This is a genomic window from Methylobacterium gregans (genome assembly GCF_022179245.1).
Classification (GTDB): Bacteria; Pseudomonadota; Alphaproteobacteria; order Rhizobiales; family Beijerinckiaceae; genus Methylobacterium; species Methylobacterium gregans.
Window position 1 is genome coordinate 73,662 of record NZ_BPQM01000030.1, and the last position, 16,222, is coordinate 89,883.

At 72.0% G+C, this 16,222-nt stretch carries 16 protein-coding genes; 5 read left to right on the forward strand and 11 right to left on the reverse strand.

The features are described from left to right. Positions 1 to 172 precede the first annotated feature (172 nt). Positions 173 to 454 carry a DUF2312 domain-containing protein gene (locus MFF54_RS07885; RefSeq protein WP_238302067.1) on the forward strand — a complete coding sequence of 94 codons (282 nt, stop codon included), beginning with the start codon at positions 173 to 175 and terminating at the stop codon, positions 452 to 454. Positions 455 to 662: 208 nt separating this feature from the next. Further along, positions 663 to 3,971: a DEAD/DEAH box helicase gene (locus MFF54_RS07890; protein WP_238302068.1), complete on the forward strand. Its 3,309-nt coding sequence runs from the start codon at positions 663 to 665 to the stop codon at positions 3,969 to 3,971. Positions 3,972 to 4,020: 49 nt separating this feature from the next. On the opposite strand, the gene MFF54_RS07895 is transcribed toward MFF54_RS07890, so the two are convergent. The 6 genes from MFF54_RS07895 to maiA form a co-directional block, all read right to left on the reverse strand. After that, positions 4,021 to 5,262 carry a KpsE/RkpR family capsule polysaccharide export protein gene (locus MFF54_RS07895; protein WP_238302069.1) on the reverse strand — a complete coding sequence of 414 codons (1,242 nt, stop codon included), beginning with the start codon at positions 5,260 to 5,262 and terminating at the stop codon, positions 4,021 to 4,023. Between the two features lie 119 nt (positions 5,263 to 5,381). After that, on the reverse strand, positions 5,382 to 6,035 hold the full coding sequence (locus MFF54_RS07900) for an ABC transporter ATP-binding protein (RefSeq protein WP_238302070.1): 654 nt from the start codon (positions 6,033 to 6,035) through the stop codon (positions 5,382 to 5,384). A gap of 161 nt (positions 6,036 to 6,196) precedes the next feature. Beyond that, positions 6,197 to 6,508 carry a hypothetical protein gene (locus tag MFF54_RS07905; protein WP_238302071.1) on the reverse strand — a complete coding sequence of 104 codons (312 nt, stop codon included), beginning with the start codon at positions 6,506 to 6,508 and terminating at the stop codon, positions 6,197 to 6,199. After that, on the reverse strand, positions 6,505 to 6,819 hold the full coding sequence (locus MFF54_RS07910) for an EthD family reductase (RefSeq protein ID WP_238302072.1): 315 nt from the start codon (positions 6,817 to 6,819) through the stop codon (positions 6,505 to 6,507). The genes MFF54_RS07905 and MFF54_RS07910 overlap by 4 nt, the downstream gene beginning before the upstream one ends. A gap of 92 nt (positions 6,820 to 6,911) precedes the next feature. Beyond that, complete coding sequence (locus tag MFF54_RS07915; protein ID WP_238302073.1) at positions 6,912 to 8,243, reverse strand: NAD(P)/FAD-dependent oxidoreductase; 1,332 nt, start codon at positions 8,241 to 8,243, stop codon at positions 6,912 to 6,914. A 126-nt stretch (positions 8,244 to 8,369) separates the two neighbouring features. Beyond that, positions 8,370 to 9,017: a maleylacetoacetate isomerase gene (gene maiA / locus MFF54_RS07920; RefSeq protein ID WP_238302074.1), complete on the reverse strand. Its 648-nt coding sequence runs from the start codon at positions 9,015 to 9,017 to the stop codon at positions 8,370 to 8,372. A 225-nt stretch (positions 9,018 to 9,242) separates the two neighbouring features. Here maiA and dgcN point away from each other — a divergent pair, with 225 nt between their 5' ends. Then, the gene (gene dgcN, locus MFF54_RS07925) at positions 9,243 to 10,256 is read left to right on the forward strand and encodes an N-acetyltransferase DgcN (protein WP_238302075.1); all 1,014 of its coding nucleotides are present in this window, start codon (positions 9,243 to 9,245) and stop codon (positions 10,254 to 10,256) included. A 20-nt stretch (positions 10,257 to 10,276) separates the two neighbouring features. Further along, a complete protein-coding gene (gene dgcA, locus MFF54_RS07930) occupies positions 10,277 to 11,263 on the forward strand; it encodes an N-acetyl-D-Glu racemase DgcA (protein WP_238302076.1) in 987 nt (328 codons plus the stop codon). Between the two features lie 4 nt (positions 11,264 to 11,267). Here the strand turns inward: dgcA and MFF54_RS07935 are convergent, their stop codons facing one another. Then, a complete protein-coding gene (locus MFF54_RS07935) occupies positions 11,268 to 11,747 on the reverse strand; it encodes a DUF721 domain-containing protein (RefSeq protein WP_238302077.1) in 480 nt (159 codons plus the stop codon). Between the two features lie 101 nt (positions 11,748 to 11,848). On the opposite strand from MFF54_RS07935, the gene mutY reads away from it, so the two are divergent. Then, positions 11,849 to 13,174: an A/G-specific adenine glycosylase gene (gene mutY, locus MFF54_RS07940; protein WP_238302078.1), complete on the forward strand. Its 1,326-nt coding sequence runs from the start codon at positions 11,849 to 11,851 to the stop codon at positions 13,172 to 13,174. Between the two features lie 13 nt (positions 13,175 to 13,187). Here mutY and MFF54_RS07945 read toward each other — a convergent pair whose 3' ends face one another. The 4 genes from MFF54_RS07945 to MFF54_RS07960 all read right to left on the reverse strand — a co-directional run bounded on the left by MFF54_RS07945 (position 13,188) and on the right by MFF54_RS07960 (position 16,122). Continuing rightward, positions 13,188 to 13,760 carry an NUDIX domain-containing protein gene (locus MFF54_RS07945; protein ID WP_238302079.1) on the reverse strand — a complete coding sequence of 191 codons (573 nt, stop codon included), beginning with the start codon at positions 13,758 to 13,760 and terminating at the stop codon, positions 13,188 to 13,190. A 114-nt stretch (positions 13,761 to 13,874) separates the two neighbouring features. After that, on the reverse strand, positions 13,875 to 14,117 hold the full coding sequence (locus tag MFF54_RS07950) for a sulfurtransferase TusA family protein (RefSeq protein WP_238302080.1): 243 nt from the start codon (positions 14,115 to 14,117) through the stop codon (positions 13,875 to 13,877). A gap of 75 nt (positions 14,118 to 14,192) precedes the next feature. Then, positions 14,193 to 14,621 carry a hypothetical protein gene (locus tag MFF54_RS07955; RefSeq protein ID WP_238302081.1) on the reverse strand — a complete coding sequence of 143 codons (429 nt, stop codon included), beginning with the start codon at positions 14,619 to 14,621 and terminating at the stop codon, positions 14,193 to 14,195. Between the two features lie 133 nt (positions 14,622 to 14,754). Beyond that, a complete protein-coding gene (locus MFF54_RS07960) occupies positions 14,755 to 16,122 on the reverse strand; it encodes a glutamate--cysteine ligase (protein WP_238302082.1) in 1,368 nt (455 codons plus the stop codon). Between the last annotated feature and the right edge of the window lie 100 nt (positions 16,123 to 16,222).

The window sequence follows — 16,222 nt, forward strand, 5'->3', positions numbered from 1 at the left end:
TGAACGATACGCAGTGCAGAGTATTATTTCAATCGCGCCCGTCACTTGACTGCATCTTGAACACAGGCATCTCGACGCGCACGCCGATTGCCGGACGCGCCAACGCCCCGGTCTTAACGATCTGGTGAGCCTGTTCCGGGAGGGTGCGCGCCGGATCAGCCAGGGAGTGAGCATGTCCGACACGATCGACACCGTAGGCGTCGCGGGCGACCGCATCCGCTCCATCATCGAGCGCATCGAGCGGCTCGACGAGGAGATCAAGGACCTGATGGAGACCAAGAAGGAGATCTTCGCCGAGGCGAAGGGCGAGGGTCTCGACGTGAAGGTGCTGAAAGAGATCCTGAAGCTGCGCAAGCAGGACAAGGACGAGCGCGACGAGCAGGAGAGCCTGCTGGAACTCTACCTGCGCGCGATGGACGCGCCGAGCCCGGCCCCGATCGCGCAGGCGGCGTGAGCGGCGGGCGGCCCTGAAGCGCCGGCACGGCGGACCGGAGGTCTCCCGTGCCGGCTCTCGAACGATCGAATCCTGGGGAGCGCGGCGAACGGGCGCGGACCCGGGAGCGGGGCTCGGGGGTTTTGAAGGGACATCGTCGCGAGGGGGCAGCGGCCGCGGGCAGCGGCGGGTGGCCCTTGCGAGGAACCCTGCCAGCCACCGAGCATCCATGGCCAAGCGGAAGACGAGAGCCGAGACCAAGGCCGAGACCCAGTCCGAGACGGAGGCGCCGCTCGTACCCACCGGCGCGCTGGCGGTCGCCCTGCTCGGGCTCGCCGGACAGGGCGCCCCGCTCGTCCACGTCGCCCGCGACGAACGGCGTCTGGAGGCGATCGCCGCGATCCTGCGGGCGCTCGATCCCGGGCTCGGCGTCGCGATCCTCCCGGGCTGGGACTGCCTGCCCTACGACCGGGCCTCGCCCTCGCGGGGCGTGATGGGCGCGCGCGCCGGCGTGCTGCGCTGGCTCACCGACGCGCAGAACCGCCCCGGCATCGTGCTGACCACACCGCCGGCCCTGATTCAGCGGGTGCCCCCGTTCGCCACCTGGGCCGATGCCCGCGTGGTCATCCGCGTCGGCGACATCCTCGACGCGGAGGCGATGACGGCCGCGCTCCGGCGCCTCGGCTACATCCTCGACGACCGGGTGGACGAGCCCGGCGAGTTCGCTATCCGCGGACGCACTCTCGACGTGTTCCCGGCCGCCTCTCCCCTGCCCTGCCGGGTCGAGCACGACGGCACCCGGGTCGCGCGGATCCGCGCCTACGACCCGCTCACGCAGCGCTCGCACGACGAGACCGCGGAGCTGGTGATCGACCCGGCGACCGAGATCATCCTGCCCCCGGGCTCCGAGGAGCGCCTGCAGCCCTTCACGGGTCAGGAGCACGGGCTGGCCCGGTTCTACCCGGCGCTCGCCGGGGTGCTCGACGACCTGCCCGGGGCCCGCCTTGTGATCGAGGCGGGTGCCGAGGCGCGGGCCGAGGCCTTCTTCGAGCAGATCGCGGACGGGCGCGACGGCGGGGAGGCGGCCGGCCAGGGTCGAGGCAAGCCTCACGGCAAGGCGGGCGCCGGGATCGCCGCCGATCCGCTCTACCTCGATCCGCTTGACTGGGCACGCCTCCTCAGGGAGCGCCGGCTCGCGGCCGCCACAGAGACGGCGGACGTGTCCCTGCCCGCCTTCATCCGCCAGTCGCGCCCGACGGCGGCCTTCGCCAAGGCACTGCGGGAGCGCCTCAAGGCCGGCGACCGGATCGTGCTCGCCGGGCCGGAGCGCCCGCTGCGCCGCCTGATCCGCCAAGCTGAGCGCTCGGGCGAGCGCCGGGTCCGCTCGGTCCCGGACTGGGCCGCGGCGGAGAGCGCCCGCCCCGGCGAGATCGTCGCGCTCACACTCCCCCTCGATGCGGGCTTTCGGGTGCCGGAGGGGGGGCTCAGCGTGTTCGCGGCGGCCGACCTGTACGGCCAGCAGGCCGGCGCGGCGAGCCCGCGGATCGCCAGCCTGCCGCTCGGCGAGGTGGAGTTGCGCACCGGCGACGTCGCGGTCGACCGCGACAACGGGCTGTGCGTCTTCGAGGGGCTGGAGCAGGTCGGCGGGGCGGAAGCCCTGCGCCTGCGCTTCGCCGGGGACGACGTGCTGATGCTGCCCGTGGCCCAGGCCGACCGGGTCTGGCGCTACGGCTCGGATCCGGAGGCGGTCGGACTCGACAAGCTCGCCTCCGCCTCCTGGCGTCGGCGCCACAGCGAGGCCGAGGCCACCATCGCCCGTACCGCCCGCGCCATGGTGGCGCTGGCCCAGGAGCGCACCGACGCCCGCGCACCGGTGCTGCGGCCGCCGGAGCGCGAGATGGAGCGTTTCAGCGCGGGTTTCGGCTTCAGCCTGACCCCGGACCAGGCCGCGGCCACGGACGCCGTGCTCGCCGACCTCGCCTCGGGGACGCCGATGGACCGGCTGGTCTGCGGCGATGTCGGCTTCGGCAAGACCGAGGTGGCGCTCCGCGCGATCGCGGCGGCGGTCTTCGCGGGCAAGCAGGTCGCGCTCGTGGCGCCCACCACCGTGCTGGTGCGCCAGCACGTGCAGACGCTGGAGCGGCGCTTTGCCCGTTTCGGCATCGCGGTTGCGCAGCTCTCGCGGCTCGTCGGGCCGGCCGAGGCCAAGCGCGTCAAGGCGGGGCTCGCGGACGGCTCGATCCGGGTCGTCGTCGGCACGAACGCGCTGGCCGCCAAGGGCGTCGCCTTCGCGGATCTCGGCCTCACGGTGATCGACGAGGAGCAGCGCTTCGGCGCGAAAATGAAGGAGTCCTTGCGGGCGCTGGCCGGGGGCGGCCACGTCCTGACGCTCACCGCCACGCCGATCCCCCGCACCCTGCAATCGGCCCTGGTCGGCCTGCGCGCGCTCAGCGTGATCGCCACGCCCCCGGCGGTGCGCCAGCCCATCCGCACGGTGATCGCCCCCTTCGAGGCCGAGACGGTGCGGGCCGCGCTGATGCGCGAGCACCGCCGCGGCGGCCAGAGCTTCGTGGTCTGCCCGCGCATCGAGGATCTGGAGCCGATGGCCCGGCGCCTGAAGGCCATCGTGCCGGAACTCGCGGTCACGCTGGCGCATGGCGAGATGAAGCCCGCCGAGATGGACGCGGCGATGATCGGCTTCGCGGACGGGACGGGCGACGTGCTGCTGGCAACCTCCATCATCGAGAGCGGGCTCGACGTGCCGCGGGCCAACACGATGCTGGTCTGGAACGCCGAGCGCTTCGGGCTGGCGCAGCTGCACCAACTGCGCGGTCGGGTCGGGCGCGGCCAGCGCCGGGGCGCCGCCTACCTGCTGAACGATCCCGAGCGCCCGCTCTCGCCCGGCGCCGAGAAGCGCCTGCGCACGCTGGAAGCCCTCGACCGGCTGGGAGCGGGCTTCACCATCTCGGCGCGCGACCTCGATCATCGCGGCGCGGGGGACCTCGTGGGCGACGCCCAGGCCGGCCACGTCCGGCTGATCGGGCTCGGGCTCTATCAGCACGTGCTGCAGCTGGCGCTGCGCGCCGCCAAGGGCGAGCCGGCCGAGGACTGGCGGCCGGAGATCAATCTGGGGCTGGAGGGCGCGATCCCGCCCGACTACATGCCCGAGCCCGAGGTCCGGCTCGGCCTCTACACCCGCCTTCTGCGGGTGAGTTCCGCCCAGGAGATCGACGCGCTGTGCGCCGAGACCGATGACCGCTTCGGCCGGATGCCGGAGAGTGTCGAGAGCCTGGTGACGCTGGCCCGACTCCGGGTGCTGTGCGGAACGCTCGGGATCAGCCGGCTCAGCGGCGGCCCGCAGGGCGTGGCGGCGGATTTCCGAGACGGGCGCCGCGCGCGGGCGCTGGCGCTCGACGGCGACCTGACGGTGCGGGACGGCCGGGTGATCCTGAAGCGTGCGACCCAGGACGCGGCCGAGCGCGGCCGCCTCGCGGTCGAGCTGCTCGACCGCATCGCCGAGGCTTGCGAGGTCGGCTGAGGAGGTCGCCGGACCCCTCTCGCCGCATACGGGGAGAGGGGAGCCCGCGTCAGAGCATCTGCTTGCGGGCCAACATGGCCCCGGCGAACAGCACGGCGGAGCCCGCGGCGACGATGCAGATCATCAGCAGGCGCCGCGGCTGGGTCGCCGATTCGGCGAGCACCGGCGGCACGATCAGGCTGAAGAACTCGATCTGGCGCGAGGCGATGATGCGGGCACGCTCGTTGGCCGCCAGCACCATCGCGTAGTACTTCTCCGCGTTCTTGCGCTCGTTATCGAGCGCCTCGAAGCGGGTCAGTGCGTCGGCGAGCACGCGCTTCTGCTCGGCATCCTGGCTCGCGGATTGGCGCTCGATCCGGGCGATGTTCTCGTCGAGATCGCGGATCTGCGTCTTCAGCTCGATGATACGGTTGGAGCTCGGTCCGAGGTCGCGCTGGGCGATCGAGAGCTGGATCGACTTCTCGATGCGGGTGGAGCGCAACTCGCCGATCGTCTTCAGGTTCGCCTCGTTGGTCTTCTGCGCGTCGAGCACGCCGTCGCGGTTGCGCAGGTCGCGCACCTCCAGGCGGACCTTGCGCATCCGCTCCTCGGCGAGCTTCAGCTCGCGGTTGCTCTCCGCCACCGCATCGGTGCGCGCGTTGAGGCTGAGCCGGTTCACCACGGCCTCGGCCTCCTTCAGGATGGCCTGGATGAGAGTGAAGGATTCCTGCGGATCGAAGGCGTTGACCGTGAGGACCATGATGCCGGAACCCGACTCGACCGAGATGGCCACGCGCTCCTGCCAGTATTTCAGGAACTTCTCGATCGGCTTCTCGGGGTTGAAGCGGGAGAGGGCGTCGATGCTGTCGCGGCTGAACCACGCGCGCAGCGGCAGCTCCTTCTCCAGCGTCTCCAGCATCGGCCGGCTGAGCACGTACTGGTAGGTGATCAGGGTGTCCTGGGCGATGAGCTCCTTGGGCACGCCCGAGTTCGTGCCGACCGAGTCGGGATTGGCCTTCTCGGCGCCGCCCAGCGCCGGGCGGATCGCGAAATGCGCCTCGGTGACGTAGCGGTCGGAGGCGATGAACCCGTAATACACGGCGCCCATCAGGGTCGGCAGCACGAAGCAGACCACGAACAGGACGGGCAGCCACGGATCCCGCTTCACGTGGCTCTGGTAGGAGCGGATGCCCTTCCGGCGGTCGGCGAAGCGCGACATCCGGGCGAACTGGCGCAGGGACTCGGCCACCGCGTTGGACTTGTCCGCGGTGGTGAGCGGCTGACCCTGCGGGTTGCGGATCTCGACGTTCATGGGGCTGTTCGTGTCCAGGTCCGGGAGGCATGTCCGGGGCGGCGCGGCCCGCATCGCATGCCCGCGCGGCGAAACCATGTCCGTTCAGACCACGCGAGGCCGGTGCAGAGCTTGCGCGCTCAGGCGTTCAGGCGGCGGTAGACCTCGATGGCGTCGTTGACGTCCTCGTACACGATGGCGCGGCCGTTGAGCAGGACGATGCCCTGCTGGCACCACTCGCGAATCGTCTCCATCGAGTGCGAGACCATGATGACGTCGGCGTTCTTGCGCCGGCTGGCGAAGACCTCGGTGCAGCGCTTCTGGAAGCGGGAATCCCCCACCGCCGTGACCTCGTCGATCAGGTAGCAGTCGAACGGGATGGCCATGCTCATCCCGAAGGCGAGGCGGGCGCCCATGCCCGAGGAGTAGGTCCGGATCGGGACGTCGAGGTAGCTGCCGAGCTCGGAGAAGTCCTCCACGAACTCGAGCACGCGCTTGGGGTCCTCGCCGTAGATGCGGGCGACGAAGATGACGTTGTCGCGCCCCGTCATCTGCCCGTGGAAGCCGCCGCCGAAGCCGAGCGGCCAGGAGACCCGCAGGCCCCTGTGGATCCGGCCCCGGGTCGGATCCTCGACGCCGCCGATCAGGCGCATCGTGGTCGACTTGCCGGCGCCGTTGATGCCGAGGATGCCGTAGCTGATGCCGGGCTTCAGAGTCAGCGAGACCCGCTCCAGGATGGTGCGGCGATGGCCGTCCGTCTTGTAGATCTTGGTGACGTTGTCGAAGCGGATCACCGGGATTGGGCCCTGTGGGATGACGCCGCCCGAGCGGGCGGATTCGATGGCCCGGCGTGGCCGGTGAAAGCGGCGAATCTGAGGATGGTGGAGGAAGCGCGGACCCTCCCTACGGCAGGACGGTCCTGTCGTGGTGAGGGCACGCGATGCCCGAACCCGCGTCAGGCCGCGGGCGCGTCCTCCTCCGGCTCCGGATCGGCGGTCCAGGCGGTGGCGAAGGCGGCGAGCTGGCGCGCGTCGGGGAAAGCCAGCACCGTCACGGTCCGCTCCGCCGGCGCGCCGCCCGGATAGGGCGCGAGCGCGATGCCGACCCGGGCGAGCCGAGCCTCGGGCGCCTGCTCCGCGATCCAGGCGGCGGCCGCGTCGCTCAGCCGGTCCGGCGCGGCGAGCGCCCGCGCATCGGCCCGGAGCACGATCACGTAGGAGCCGAGGCTCGGATCCGCCTCCTGGACCGCCTTGACGATGTCGATCACGCGCCGCTCTCGGGGAATTCGTTGATCTGGACCTGCGCCTGCCGGTCGGTGAAGTTCGGGATGTCGCCGAAGATCTCCGGACCGTGCGCGGCGGCCGCCTTGCCGAAGGCCTCCTGCGACGCCCAGGTCAGCAGCGCCATCACCTGATAGGGCGCCTCGCCGCCGTCCGGGGTCGAGACGCCGCGCACGATCTTCGCCTCGTGCAGGCCGAAGGAGGACCAGCGCTCGCGCACCAGCGGCATGTGGTGACCCAGATAGTAGTCCATGTCGAAGCGGCCGCCGGCCGGGTACATCACGCTCACGAGGATCATCGTTTCTCTCCCGGTGCCCGCTTGGCGGGCGTTGCCCGCTGGCGGGGCTTTGTGGCCGGGCGCGGACGCGCCCGGCGGGAATCTAGGGCGGCTCAGTGCAGCTTCACCCGCGGCTCGGTGCGCCGGGTCAGCGCCCGGGCGGCGGCGTCGAGCCCGGTCTTGAGGGTGCCGTGCAGCGCGCGCTCGTGCATCTTGTAGAGCGAGCGGTACATCAGCCGGGCGAACAGCCCGGCGATGAACATGTTCTTCCCCTGGATGAAGCCCATCAGGCTGCCCACCGTCGAGTACTCGCCGAGCGAGACCAGCGAGCCGAAATCCCGGTAGCGGAACGGCGTCAGCGGCCGTCCCGCCATCTTGGCCGGGATCTGCTTGATCAAGTAGCTCGCCTGCTGGTGGGCGGCCTGGGCGCGGGGCGGCACCGGCGTGTCGGAGCCGGCCTCGACGAGGTAGGCGCAGTCGCCGATCGCGAAGATGTCCGGGTCGCGCGTGGTCTGGAGCGTCGGCGTCACCACGAGCTGGTTGGTGCGCGTGGTCTCGAGGCCCCCGATGTCCTTGAGGAAGGGCGGCGCCTTCACGCCGGCGGCCCACACCACCAGTTCGGAGGGGATGAAGGCGCCGTCGGCGAGCGCCACGCCGTCGGCCCGCACCTCGGTGACGCGGGCGCGCACCCGCACCTCGACGCCGATCTTGGTGAGCAGCGCCATCACCTCCGCCGAGAGGCGGTGCGGCACGGCCGGGAGGATGCGGTCGGCCGCCTCCACCAGCGTGATCTTGAGGTCCTTGTCCGGGTCGATCCGGTCGAGGCCGGTGCCGACCACGTGTCGGAGCGTCCGGTGCAGCTCGGCGGCGAGCTCGGTGCCGGTGGCGCCCGCGCCGATCACCGTGACGTGGAGCTGGCCCGGCCGCACCGGGCCGGTCTGGGTGTGGGCCCGCAGCATCGCGTTGACGAGGCGCTGGTGGAAGCGCACCGCCTGCGCCTGCGTGTCGAGGGCGATGGCGTGCTCGGCCACCCCCGGCGTGCCGAAATCGTTGGTGGTGGACCCCACCGCCATGACCAGGGTGTCGTAGTGAATCGCCCGCTCGGGCGTCACCTCGCGCCCCTCGGCATCGTGGCTCGCGGCGAGCTGGACCGTGCGCGCCGCGCGGTCGAGCCCCGTCATCTGGCCGATGCGGTAGCGGAAATGGTGCTCGTGGGCGTGGTGCAGGTAGTCGACCGCGTGGTGGCCGATATCCAGGCTGCCGGCCGCTACCTCGTGCAGCAGCGGCTTCCAGATATGGGTGCGGGCGCGGTCCACCAGAGTCACGTGCGCCTTGCCCTTGCGGCCGAGCTTGTCCCCGAGCTGCGTGACGAGCTGCAGGCCGGCGGCACCGCCCCCCACCACCACGATGCGGTGCAGGCCGCTCTCCTTCTCGGCAGGTACCATTCTGTCCCCTCAGCGCTCGTCGGCCCGGCACGTCCGGCCACCGCGATCCCATCCCTGCTTACACAGGATACCCATCTGTATGCCAGATCCTGCCGGGGCCGCGCGCCCTCTTGCGCGAGGCCTGGCTCAGCCCTGGGGCGCGCCCGGCTGGCGCAGGGGATGGGCCTCGGCGACGGCAGGCAGCGCGAGGCACGCCTCCGCGATGCGGGCGACAGTCGGGTAGGGCTCGGTCGGCACCGCGAAGATCTTCGTGCCCACCCAGAGGCTGACGAGGCAGAGGTCGGCGTGGCTGATCTGATCGCCCTGGCAGAACCGGCCGGTGCCGGGCTCGCCACCCAGGCGCTTCTCCAGGGTCTCCAGCCCGGTGGTGAAGCTGTGGCGCACGAAGTCCATCATGCGCTCCTTCGGCAGCCCGTAGGCCTCCATCAGGTAGGTGCGGACCCGCGGCACGTAGAGCGGATGCGTGTCGCAGGCGACGACCTGCGCGAGGGAGCGGGCCCGGGCCCGGGCGCGCGGATCTTCGGGCAGCAGCCGCACGCCGCCCTTCGTCTCCTCCAGATAGTCGAGGATGGCGAGCGACTGGGTCAGGGGCGGCCCGTCGCCGTCGAAGAGGGCCGGCACCGCGCCCTGCGGGTTGATCGCCCGGAATGCCGGCCTGTGCTGATCGCCCGCGTCGAGGTCGATGAAGGTCTCCTCGTAGGGGATCTGCTTGAGCTTCAGGGCGATCCGCACCCGGAAGGCGGCGGCCGAGCGCCAATTGCCGTACATCTTCATGCGTGGTCCCGAGCCTCCTGCGTGCCGGAGCACAACCCAGCCCGGCCCGAACCGCAAGGGCCGTCCCGGCCATGATCGACCGGGTTCCCCGCCATCCCCCGGCCGCGCGCCTGCCCGGCGCTGCGGCGCGTTGCCCCGCCGGCCTCTTCCTGCAAAGACAAGCCGAGTCAAAAAAGACACGCTTCGGGCCCGCACCGGCCCGGCGCACCGCGACGGAGCACCGGGATGCAGATCGCCACACCCTACCTGATGTTCCTCGGCGATGTGCCGGACAAGCTCGCGGCCAAGACCGCCTACGGCATCGCCGACTGGCGCCCCGACTGGTGCGTCGGTCAGATGCGCCTGCCCGGCTGCGCGGCCGATCTCGGCATCCCGGACCTGACGCTCGACGAGGCGATCGCCAAGGGCTGCAGGACGCTGGTGATCGGCGTGGTCAACGCGGGCGGCGTTCTGCCCGAGCACTGGGTCTCGGAGATCGTGGCCGCGCTCGATGCCGGGCTCGACGTGGCGAGCGGGCTGCACGCCCGGCTCGGCGCGGTGCCGGCCATCGCCGAGGCCGCCGAGCGCAACGGGCGCCAGCTCCACGACGTCCGCCACACCAGCGAGACCTTCGCCACCGGCAAGGGCACGCGGCGGCCGGGACTGCGCCTGCTCACGGTCGGCACCGACTGCTCGGTCGGCAAGAAGTACACGGCGCTCGCCCTGGAGAAGGGTATGCGCGCGCGCGGCCTCGACGCGGATTTCCGCGCCACGGGCCAGACCGGCGTGTTCATCTCGGGCCGGGGCGTGGCCATCGACGCGGTGGTGGCCGACTTCATCTCGGGCGCCGTCGAGTGGATCGCGCCGGCCGCCGCGCCGAACCACTGGGACCTGATCGAGGGTCAGGGCTCGCTCTATCACCCGTCCTTCGCGGGCGTGAGCCTCGGGCTGCTCCACGGCGCGCAGGCGGACGCCTTCGTGGTCTGCCATGAGCCGACCCGCACCACGATGCGCGGCGTGCAGCATCCGCTGCCGACGATCCGCGAGGTGATCGACCTCACGGTGCAGCTCGGGCGGCTCACCAACCCGGAGATCCGGGCGGTCGGCATCGCGGTCAACACGCAGGCGCTGGACGAGGCCGAGGCGCGCGCCCTCCTCGACCAGCTCGCCGCCTCGCACGGCCTGCCCGCGACCGACCCGGTGCGCTTCGGCGTGGACGGTCTCGTCGACCGGATCGTCACCGAATTCCCGCAGGACTGAGCCCCGAGCCCGAGGATCCGATGACCCGCCGCCTCACCGTCGCCATCGAGCGCTTTCCGATCGCGGGCGCCTTCACGATCTCCCGGGGCAGCCGGACGGAGGCCGCGGTGGTGGTCGCGCGCGTCGCCGACGAGACGGGGTTCGCCGGCCAGGGCGAGTGCGTTCCCTACGCCCGCTACGGCGAGAGCGTGGAGAGCGTCGCCGCGCTGATTGCGGCGCAGGGTGAGGCCGTGGCCGCCGGGCTCACCCGCGCCGAGCTGCTGGAGCGCCTGCCAGCGGGCGCCGCCCGCAACGCCCTCGACTGCGCGCTCCTCGACCTCGAGGCCAAGCAGCTCGGGCGGCCCGCCCACGAGATCCTGGGCCTGACGGCGCCGACATCCGCGGTGACCGCCTACACGCTGAGCCTCGGCACGCCGGAGAGCATGGAGGAGGCGGCCCGCAAGGCCGCCGCCCGCCCGCTCCTGAAGGTGAAGCTCGGCGGCGCGGGCGATCCGGAGCGGATCGCCGCCGTGCGCCGGGGCGCGCCGGAATCCCGTCTCATCGTCGATGCCAACGAGGCGTGGCGGCCCGAGACGCTGGAGGCCAACCTCGCGGCCTGCGTGGCGGCCGGTGTCGGCCTGATCGAGCAGCCGCTGCCGGCGGGCGACGATGCGGTGCTGGAGGGGATGCAGCGCCCGATCCCGCTCTGCGCCGACGAGAGCCTGCACGACCGCACCGGCCTCGACGCGCTGGCCGGCCGCTACGACGCGATCAACATCAAGCTCGACAAGACCGGCGGCCTCACCGAGGCGGTGATGCTCGCCCACGAGGCCCGTGCGCGCGGCCTCTCGCTGATGATCGGCTGCATGGTCGGCACCTCGCTCGCCATGGCGCCCGCCATGCTGCTCGCCCACCACGCGGACTACGTCGATCTCGACGGCCCGCTGCTGCTCGCCCGCGACCGCGAGCCGGCTCTGCGGTTCGAGGGCAGCACGATCCACCCGCCGGAAGCCGCTCTCTGGGGCTGACCGTCTAGCGCTGCGGCGTCGCCACCACGGCGAGGCCGAGGCGGTCGAGGGCATCGCGCAGGCCGGCGTCCTCGATGCGCGAGACGGCCTTGGCCACCTCGCCGCGCCGCCCGGGATCGACCTCCCGCCGCCGGGGGGGCACGCCGGGCCGTCCGACGCGGTCCTGCTTCATCACGATCCGGCCGATGCAGGCCCAGCCGTAATGGGCGTTGATGCGCTGGATCACCACGGGCGCGAGGTGCTGCAGCTCGATCGCGAACACGCTCTCGACCTGCACCACGAGGGTTCCCGAATCGGGTGCCTCGGCGCTGTTGCGGCGCTTGCGCGGCCACTCGATCCGCGCCGGGCGGCAGTAGCGGGCGAGCCGCGCGCCCACGATGTCGGGCCAGGCCGCTAGGATGTCGGTCGAGGCGAAGCCCTGCGCGGCGAACGCCGGCCCGATGCAGCCCTCGATCAGCTCCGCCAAGGGTTTGACGCGCGCCATGGTCTCTCGAACGCCTCAGCGGCCACATCCCGAGTGTAACCCGCCGATGGTTAACGCGGCAGCCCTTTGAACGGGCCCCGGCACCGGCTATCACCGCCTGGATGCCTGCGCCCGAACCGTCCGACCCGGGCCTACCGCCCGCCCGCGCGGCCGACCTCCTCGCCTGGTACGACCGGCACCGCCGCGTCCTGCCCTGGCGGGCGCTCGCCGGCGAGACGCCCGACCCCTACCGGGTCTGGCTCTCCGAGGTGATGCTGCAGCAGACCACGATTGCGGCGGTGCGGCCGTACTTCGAGAAATTCCTGGCGCGATTTCCCGACATCGAGGCGCTGGCGGCGGCGCCCGAGGAGGCGGTGATGTCGGCGTGGGCCGGGCTCGGCTACTATTCGCGTGCGCGCAACCTGCACGCCTGCGCGAAGGCGGTCGCGACCGCCGGATCCTTTCCCGACACGGCGGAAGGGCTGCGCAAGCTGCCCGGCATCGGTGCTTACACGGCGGGCGCCATCGCGGCGATCGCCTTCGACCGCGCGGAAGCCGCCGTCGACGGCAATGTCGAGCGGGTGATGAGCCGCCTCTACGCGGTCGAGGCGCCGCTGCCCGGGGCGCGGACGGAGATCCGGCGCCTGACGCAGGCCCTGGTACCTGCCGAACGGCCCGGCGACTTCGCGCAGGCGCTGATGGATCTCGGCGCCACGATCTGCACGCCGAAGCGGCCCGCCTGCGCCCTCTGCCCATGGCTCGCGCCCTGTCATGCTCGGGCAGCGGGCACGCAGGAGACGTTCCCGCGCAAGATCAAGGCGGTGAAGGGGGCGCTCCGGCGCGGCGCCGCCTTCGTGGTGGTGCGCGCGGGCGACGAGGCGGTCCTGCTGCGCACGCGGCCTCCGGAAGGGCTTCTCGGCAACATGGCCGAGCCGCCGACGAGCGCGTGGGAGACGGAGTACGATCCGGCGGGCGCACTCCTCGACGCGCCGCTCGATGCCCGGTGGAAGCGCCTGCCGGGCCTTGTGCGGCACGGCTTCACCCATTTCCCGCTGGAGCTGACGGTGTTCCTGGCCCGCGTCGCCCTGAACACGTCGCCACCTCCGGGGATGCGCTTCACGCCCAGGCGGGACCTGCCCGAGGAGCCGCTGCCCGGCCTGATGCGCAAGGTCCTGGCCCATGCCTTCGACCCGCAGCCGGAGCCCGAGAAGAAGCCGCGCGGCCGCCCGAAGAAGGAGCCGCCGCCGATGCCGCTGCTCGCCGTATTCGACGAGCCAGAGGTGGTGGTCGAACCCCCGCCCCGCTTCCGCCCCGTGCCGAAGCCGCGCCCGCGAACGGTCGATGTGCCGAGGGAGCCGGACGCGGACGAGATGTTCCCGGACGAGCCGCCACTGGAGGTCCCGGTGCCGCGAAGGCCCGTACGAGGGACGGGCGGCCGGCGACGCTGAGGCGGCCCGCCTCTCAACGCTCCGCGAACAGCTCCGGGTGCCTCAACCGCAGCGCGTAGACCAGCACCAGGGTCTTCAGGTCCGTGATGGTGCCGCGCTCGCTCATCGCCGCGACCTCGGCGAGCGGCAGCTCGTGCACGGTGATCGCCTCGTGCTCCTCGGCGAGGCCGCCGCCGGGCCCGGCCTTGTCGGCCTCCGAATAGGGGGCGAGGAACAGGTCCATCCGCTCGGTCGAGATGCCGGGTGCGGTCCAGGCGCTCGTCACGAGCTCGAGCGCGTCCAGCCGCAGCCCGGTCTCCTCGAAGGCCTCGCGACGGGCGCCATCCTCGGGATTGCCCTCGTCGAGGATGCCGGCCGGGGCCTCGATCATCTCGGGGGGACCGTCGGCGTAGAGGACGGGCGCCCGGAACTGCGAGATCAGCACGGCGGTGCGCCGAACCGGATCGTAGGGCAGGACCGCGACCGCACGCCCGTGATCCTCGATCTCGCGCTTCACGCGCGTGCCGTCCTCCATCGTCACCTCGGCGACGAGGAAGCGGGCCCAGCCGTCGTGGATGAGGCGGGTGCCGCCGATATAGGGTGCCATATGCCCGAAATTCCTGCCGTTCGTCCTCAGCGCTGCGAGGAGCGCATGGCTCAGGAATGCGGCGTCATCGCGAACCCTGGAAGAAACCGTCGCGATTCCGTGTCGGGGCAGCGATCATCCGGAAGGATCGGGCCCGCGGCGGATGGAGAAGCGGAGCACGCCGCCCTCGCGAGCGCTCGACACAAGGCTGTGGCCGTCCTCCCGTAGAAGGTTCGGAATGTCGATGGCCGCCATCGGATCGGTGCAGGTGAGGGTGAGGTGCGCGCCGGGGGCGAGCATCCGCAGGGCCTTCCGCGCCCGCAGGACGGGCAAGGGGCATTTCAGGCCCGTCAGATCCAGATCGACGCCGTCCGCCATGACCGCACGCGAAAAACCCCGCCGGCGCGGCGCGCCGACGGGGCTTCCTAGAGGGTCCGGTGCCGGCTGTCAGCCTTACCAGCCGTAGCCGTAGTAGCCGCCATAGGCCGGGTAGCCGTAGCCGTAACCGTAGCCGACCGGAGCGTAACCGTAGGCCGGGTAGCCGTAGCCGTAACCGCCGCCGTAGTAGCCGTAGCGCGGGGCCGCGCTCGCCGCGATGGCGCCGCCGATCAGGCCAAGGGCCGCGCCGGCCGCGAGCGCGCCGCCGACATTGCGGCGATAGCCGTAGCCCCGGTAGCCGTAGCCGCCGTAACCGCCGCGCCAGCCGTAGCCGCCGCCGTAGTAGCCGCGCCGCCAGCCGACGTGGTCGACCGCGGTATTGGCGCCGCCGACCTGATGGCCCGACAGGGCCGGAAGCGGGGCTGCCTGCGCGGTCTGAACGGCACCGACCGAGGTCCCGAGCGCCGTGACACCGGCCAGAGCGAGAGTCATGAAGCGCGACATGATCGCGATCTCCTGAGCATGGGAAGGTCCCAGGAAACGGCGGGCGCGGCCGTCTCGTTCCAGCCCGTACCGTCGCAGGCTCGGAAACGTGCGCGACCGCACATCGCGCGCGGCTGCCGGGAGGGCCGCCGGATCAGAAGATGCAGGCCTCGAAGGCAGGCTCGACCGAGCGCTGCCAGGAGCCCTCGTAGGCGGAGAGCCGATCCTCCGCGCGCGAGCGGCCGGCGGCGACGATGGCCTCCAGCGGCTGCAGGTAGATCGTCTCGTCGCGGCCCGCGGCGTCCCGGCGGGCGCGGGCCTGGAGGCCGGCGCGGGCGATGGCCAGGGCCTCCGCCGCGACTCCCCCGAGGCTGCGCCCGCAGACCGGCGTGGCGAGGCCGAGGCGCGGCGCCGTGGCGCGCATGGCCTCCCGCCCCTGCGCGCTCCAGCCCTTCGTGAGGTCGAGCGCAGCGTCGAGAGCGGCCTCGTCGTAGAGGAGCCCGGTCCAGAAGGCGGCCTGCGCGGCGATCATGTCCGGGCCGCCGACATCGGAACCACGCATCTCAAGGAAGCGCTTCAGGCGCACCTCCGGGAAGGCGGTCGAGGCGTGGTTCGCCCAGTCCGAGACGGTCGCGTACTCGCCGGGCAGCTGGGGCAGCTTGCCGGCCATCAGATCGCGGAACGAGGCGCCCGAGACGTCGTGGTAGGTGTCGCCACGCTTGACGAAGTACATCGGCATGTCGAGCAACCAGTCGACGTAGCCCTCGTAGCCGAAGCCCGCCTCGAAAGCGAAGCCCAGCATGCCGGTGCGGTCGGCATCGGTGTCGCGCCAGATCTCGGAGCGGCGCGAGAGGAAGCCGTTCGGGCGCCCGTCGGTGAAGGGCGAGTTGGCGAAGAGCGCGGTCGCCACCGGCTGCAGGGCGAGCGAGGCGCGCAGCTTCCTCACCATGTCGGCCTCGGAAGCGAAGTCGACGTTCACCTGCACGGTCGCGGTGCGCAGCATCATGTCGAGGCCGAGCTGCCCCACCTTCGGCATGTAGCCCGCCATGATCTTGTAGCGGCTCTTGGGCATGACGGGCGTCTCCTCGCGCCGCCATTTCGGGCTCATGCCGAGGTCGAGGAAGCCGATGCCGAGGGGATCGGCGGCCCGCTTCGTGGCGGCGAGGTGCTCGTCGAGCTCCCGCACGGTGGCGTGCACATCCGGGAGGGCCGCGCCCGAGAGCTCGAACTGCCCGCCGGGCTCGATCGAGATGGCGCCGCCCTCTTCCGCGTGCAGGCCGATGATGTTGCCGAGATCGATGATCGGCTCCCAGCCGGTCTCCCGGCGCAGGCCCTCGAGCAACGCCCGGATGCCGCGCTCGCCCGCATAGGGCACAGGCGCGTTGTCCGCCCGGTAGAACGGGATCTTCTCGTGCTCCGTGCCGATGCGGAACTGCTCGCGCGGTTTCTCGCCTTCGGCGAACCACGCGATCAACTCGGCGCGCGTGGTGAGCGGGGTGGTGTCGGAGGTATCGCGCGCCATGCGCCTTCTGCCCGTGCGTCGTCGTCTGCGATGGGTGGAAGCGCGCCGGGCGCTCCGGCGAGTCCAGTATCCCGGCCCGTTGAACGGGATGTCGTGCGCT

Coding starts and splice junctions, on each gene's coding strand:
- MFF54_RS07960 (WP_238302082.1), bottom strand. CDS start 16,122: ATGGCGCGCGATACCTCCGACACCACCCCGCTCACCACGCGCGCCGAG.
- MFF54_RS07955 (WP_238302081.1), bottom strand. CDS start 14,621: ATGTCGCGCTTCATGACTCTCGCTCTGGCCGGTGTCACGGCGCTCGGG.
- MFF54_RS07910 (WP_238302072.1), bottom strand. CDS start 6,819: ATGATCCTCGTGAGCGTGATGTACCCGGCCGGCGGCCGCTTCGACATG.
- MFF54_RS07935 (WP_238302077.1), bottom strand. CDS start 11,747: ATGGCGCGCGTCAAACCCTTGGCGGAGCTGATCGAGGGCTGCATCGGG.
- mutY (WP_238302078.1), top strand. CDS start 11,849: ATGCCTGCGCCCGAACCGTCCGACCCGGGCCTACCGCCCGCCCGCGCG.
- MFF54_RS07915 (WP_238302073.1), bottom strand. CDS start 8,243: ATGGTACCTGCCGAGAAGGAGAGCGGCCTGCACCGCATCGTGGTGGTG.
- dgcA (WP_238302076.1), top strand. CDS start 10,277: ATGACCCGCCGCCTCACCGTCGCCATCGAGCGCTTTCCGATCGCGGGC.
- MFF54_RS07950 (WP_238302080.1), bottom strand. CDS start 14,117: ATGGCGGACGGCGTCGATCTGGATCTGACGGGCCTGAAATGCCCCTTG.
- MFF54_RS07945 (WP_238302079.1), bottom strand. CDS start 13,760: ATGGCACCCTATATCGGCGGCACCCGCCTCATCCACGACGGCTGGGCC.
- maiA (WP_238302074.1), bottom strand. CDS start 9,017: ATGAAGATGTACGGCAATTGGCGCTCGGCCGCCGCCTTCCGGGTGCGG.
- dgcN (WP_238302075.1), top strand. CDS start 9,243: ATGCAGATCGCCACACCCTACCTGATGTTCCTCGGCGATGTGCCGGAC.
- MFF54_RS07895 (WP_238302069.1), bottom strand. CDS start 5,262: ATGAACGTCGAGATCCGCAACCCGCAGGGTCAGCCGCTCACCACCGCG.
- MFF54_RS07885 (WP_238302067.1), top strand. CDS start 173: ATGTCCGACACGATCGACACCGTAGGCGTCGCGGGCGACCGCATCCGC.
- MFF54_RS07890 (WP_238302068.1), top strand. CDS start 663: ATGGCCAAGCGGAAGACGAGAGCCGAGACCAAGGCCGAGACCCAGTCC.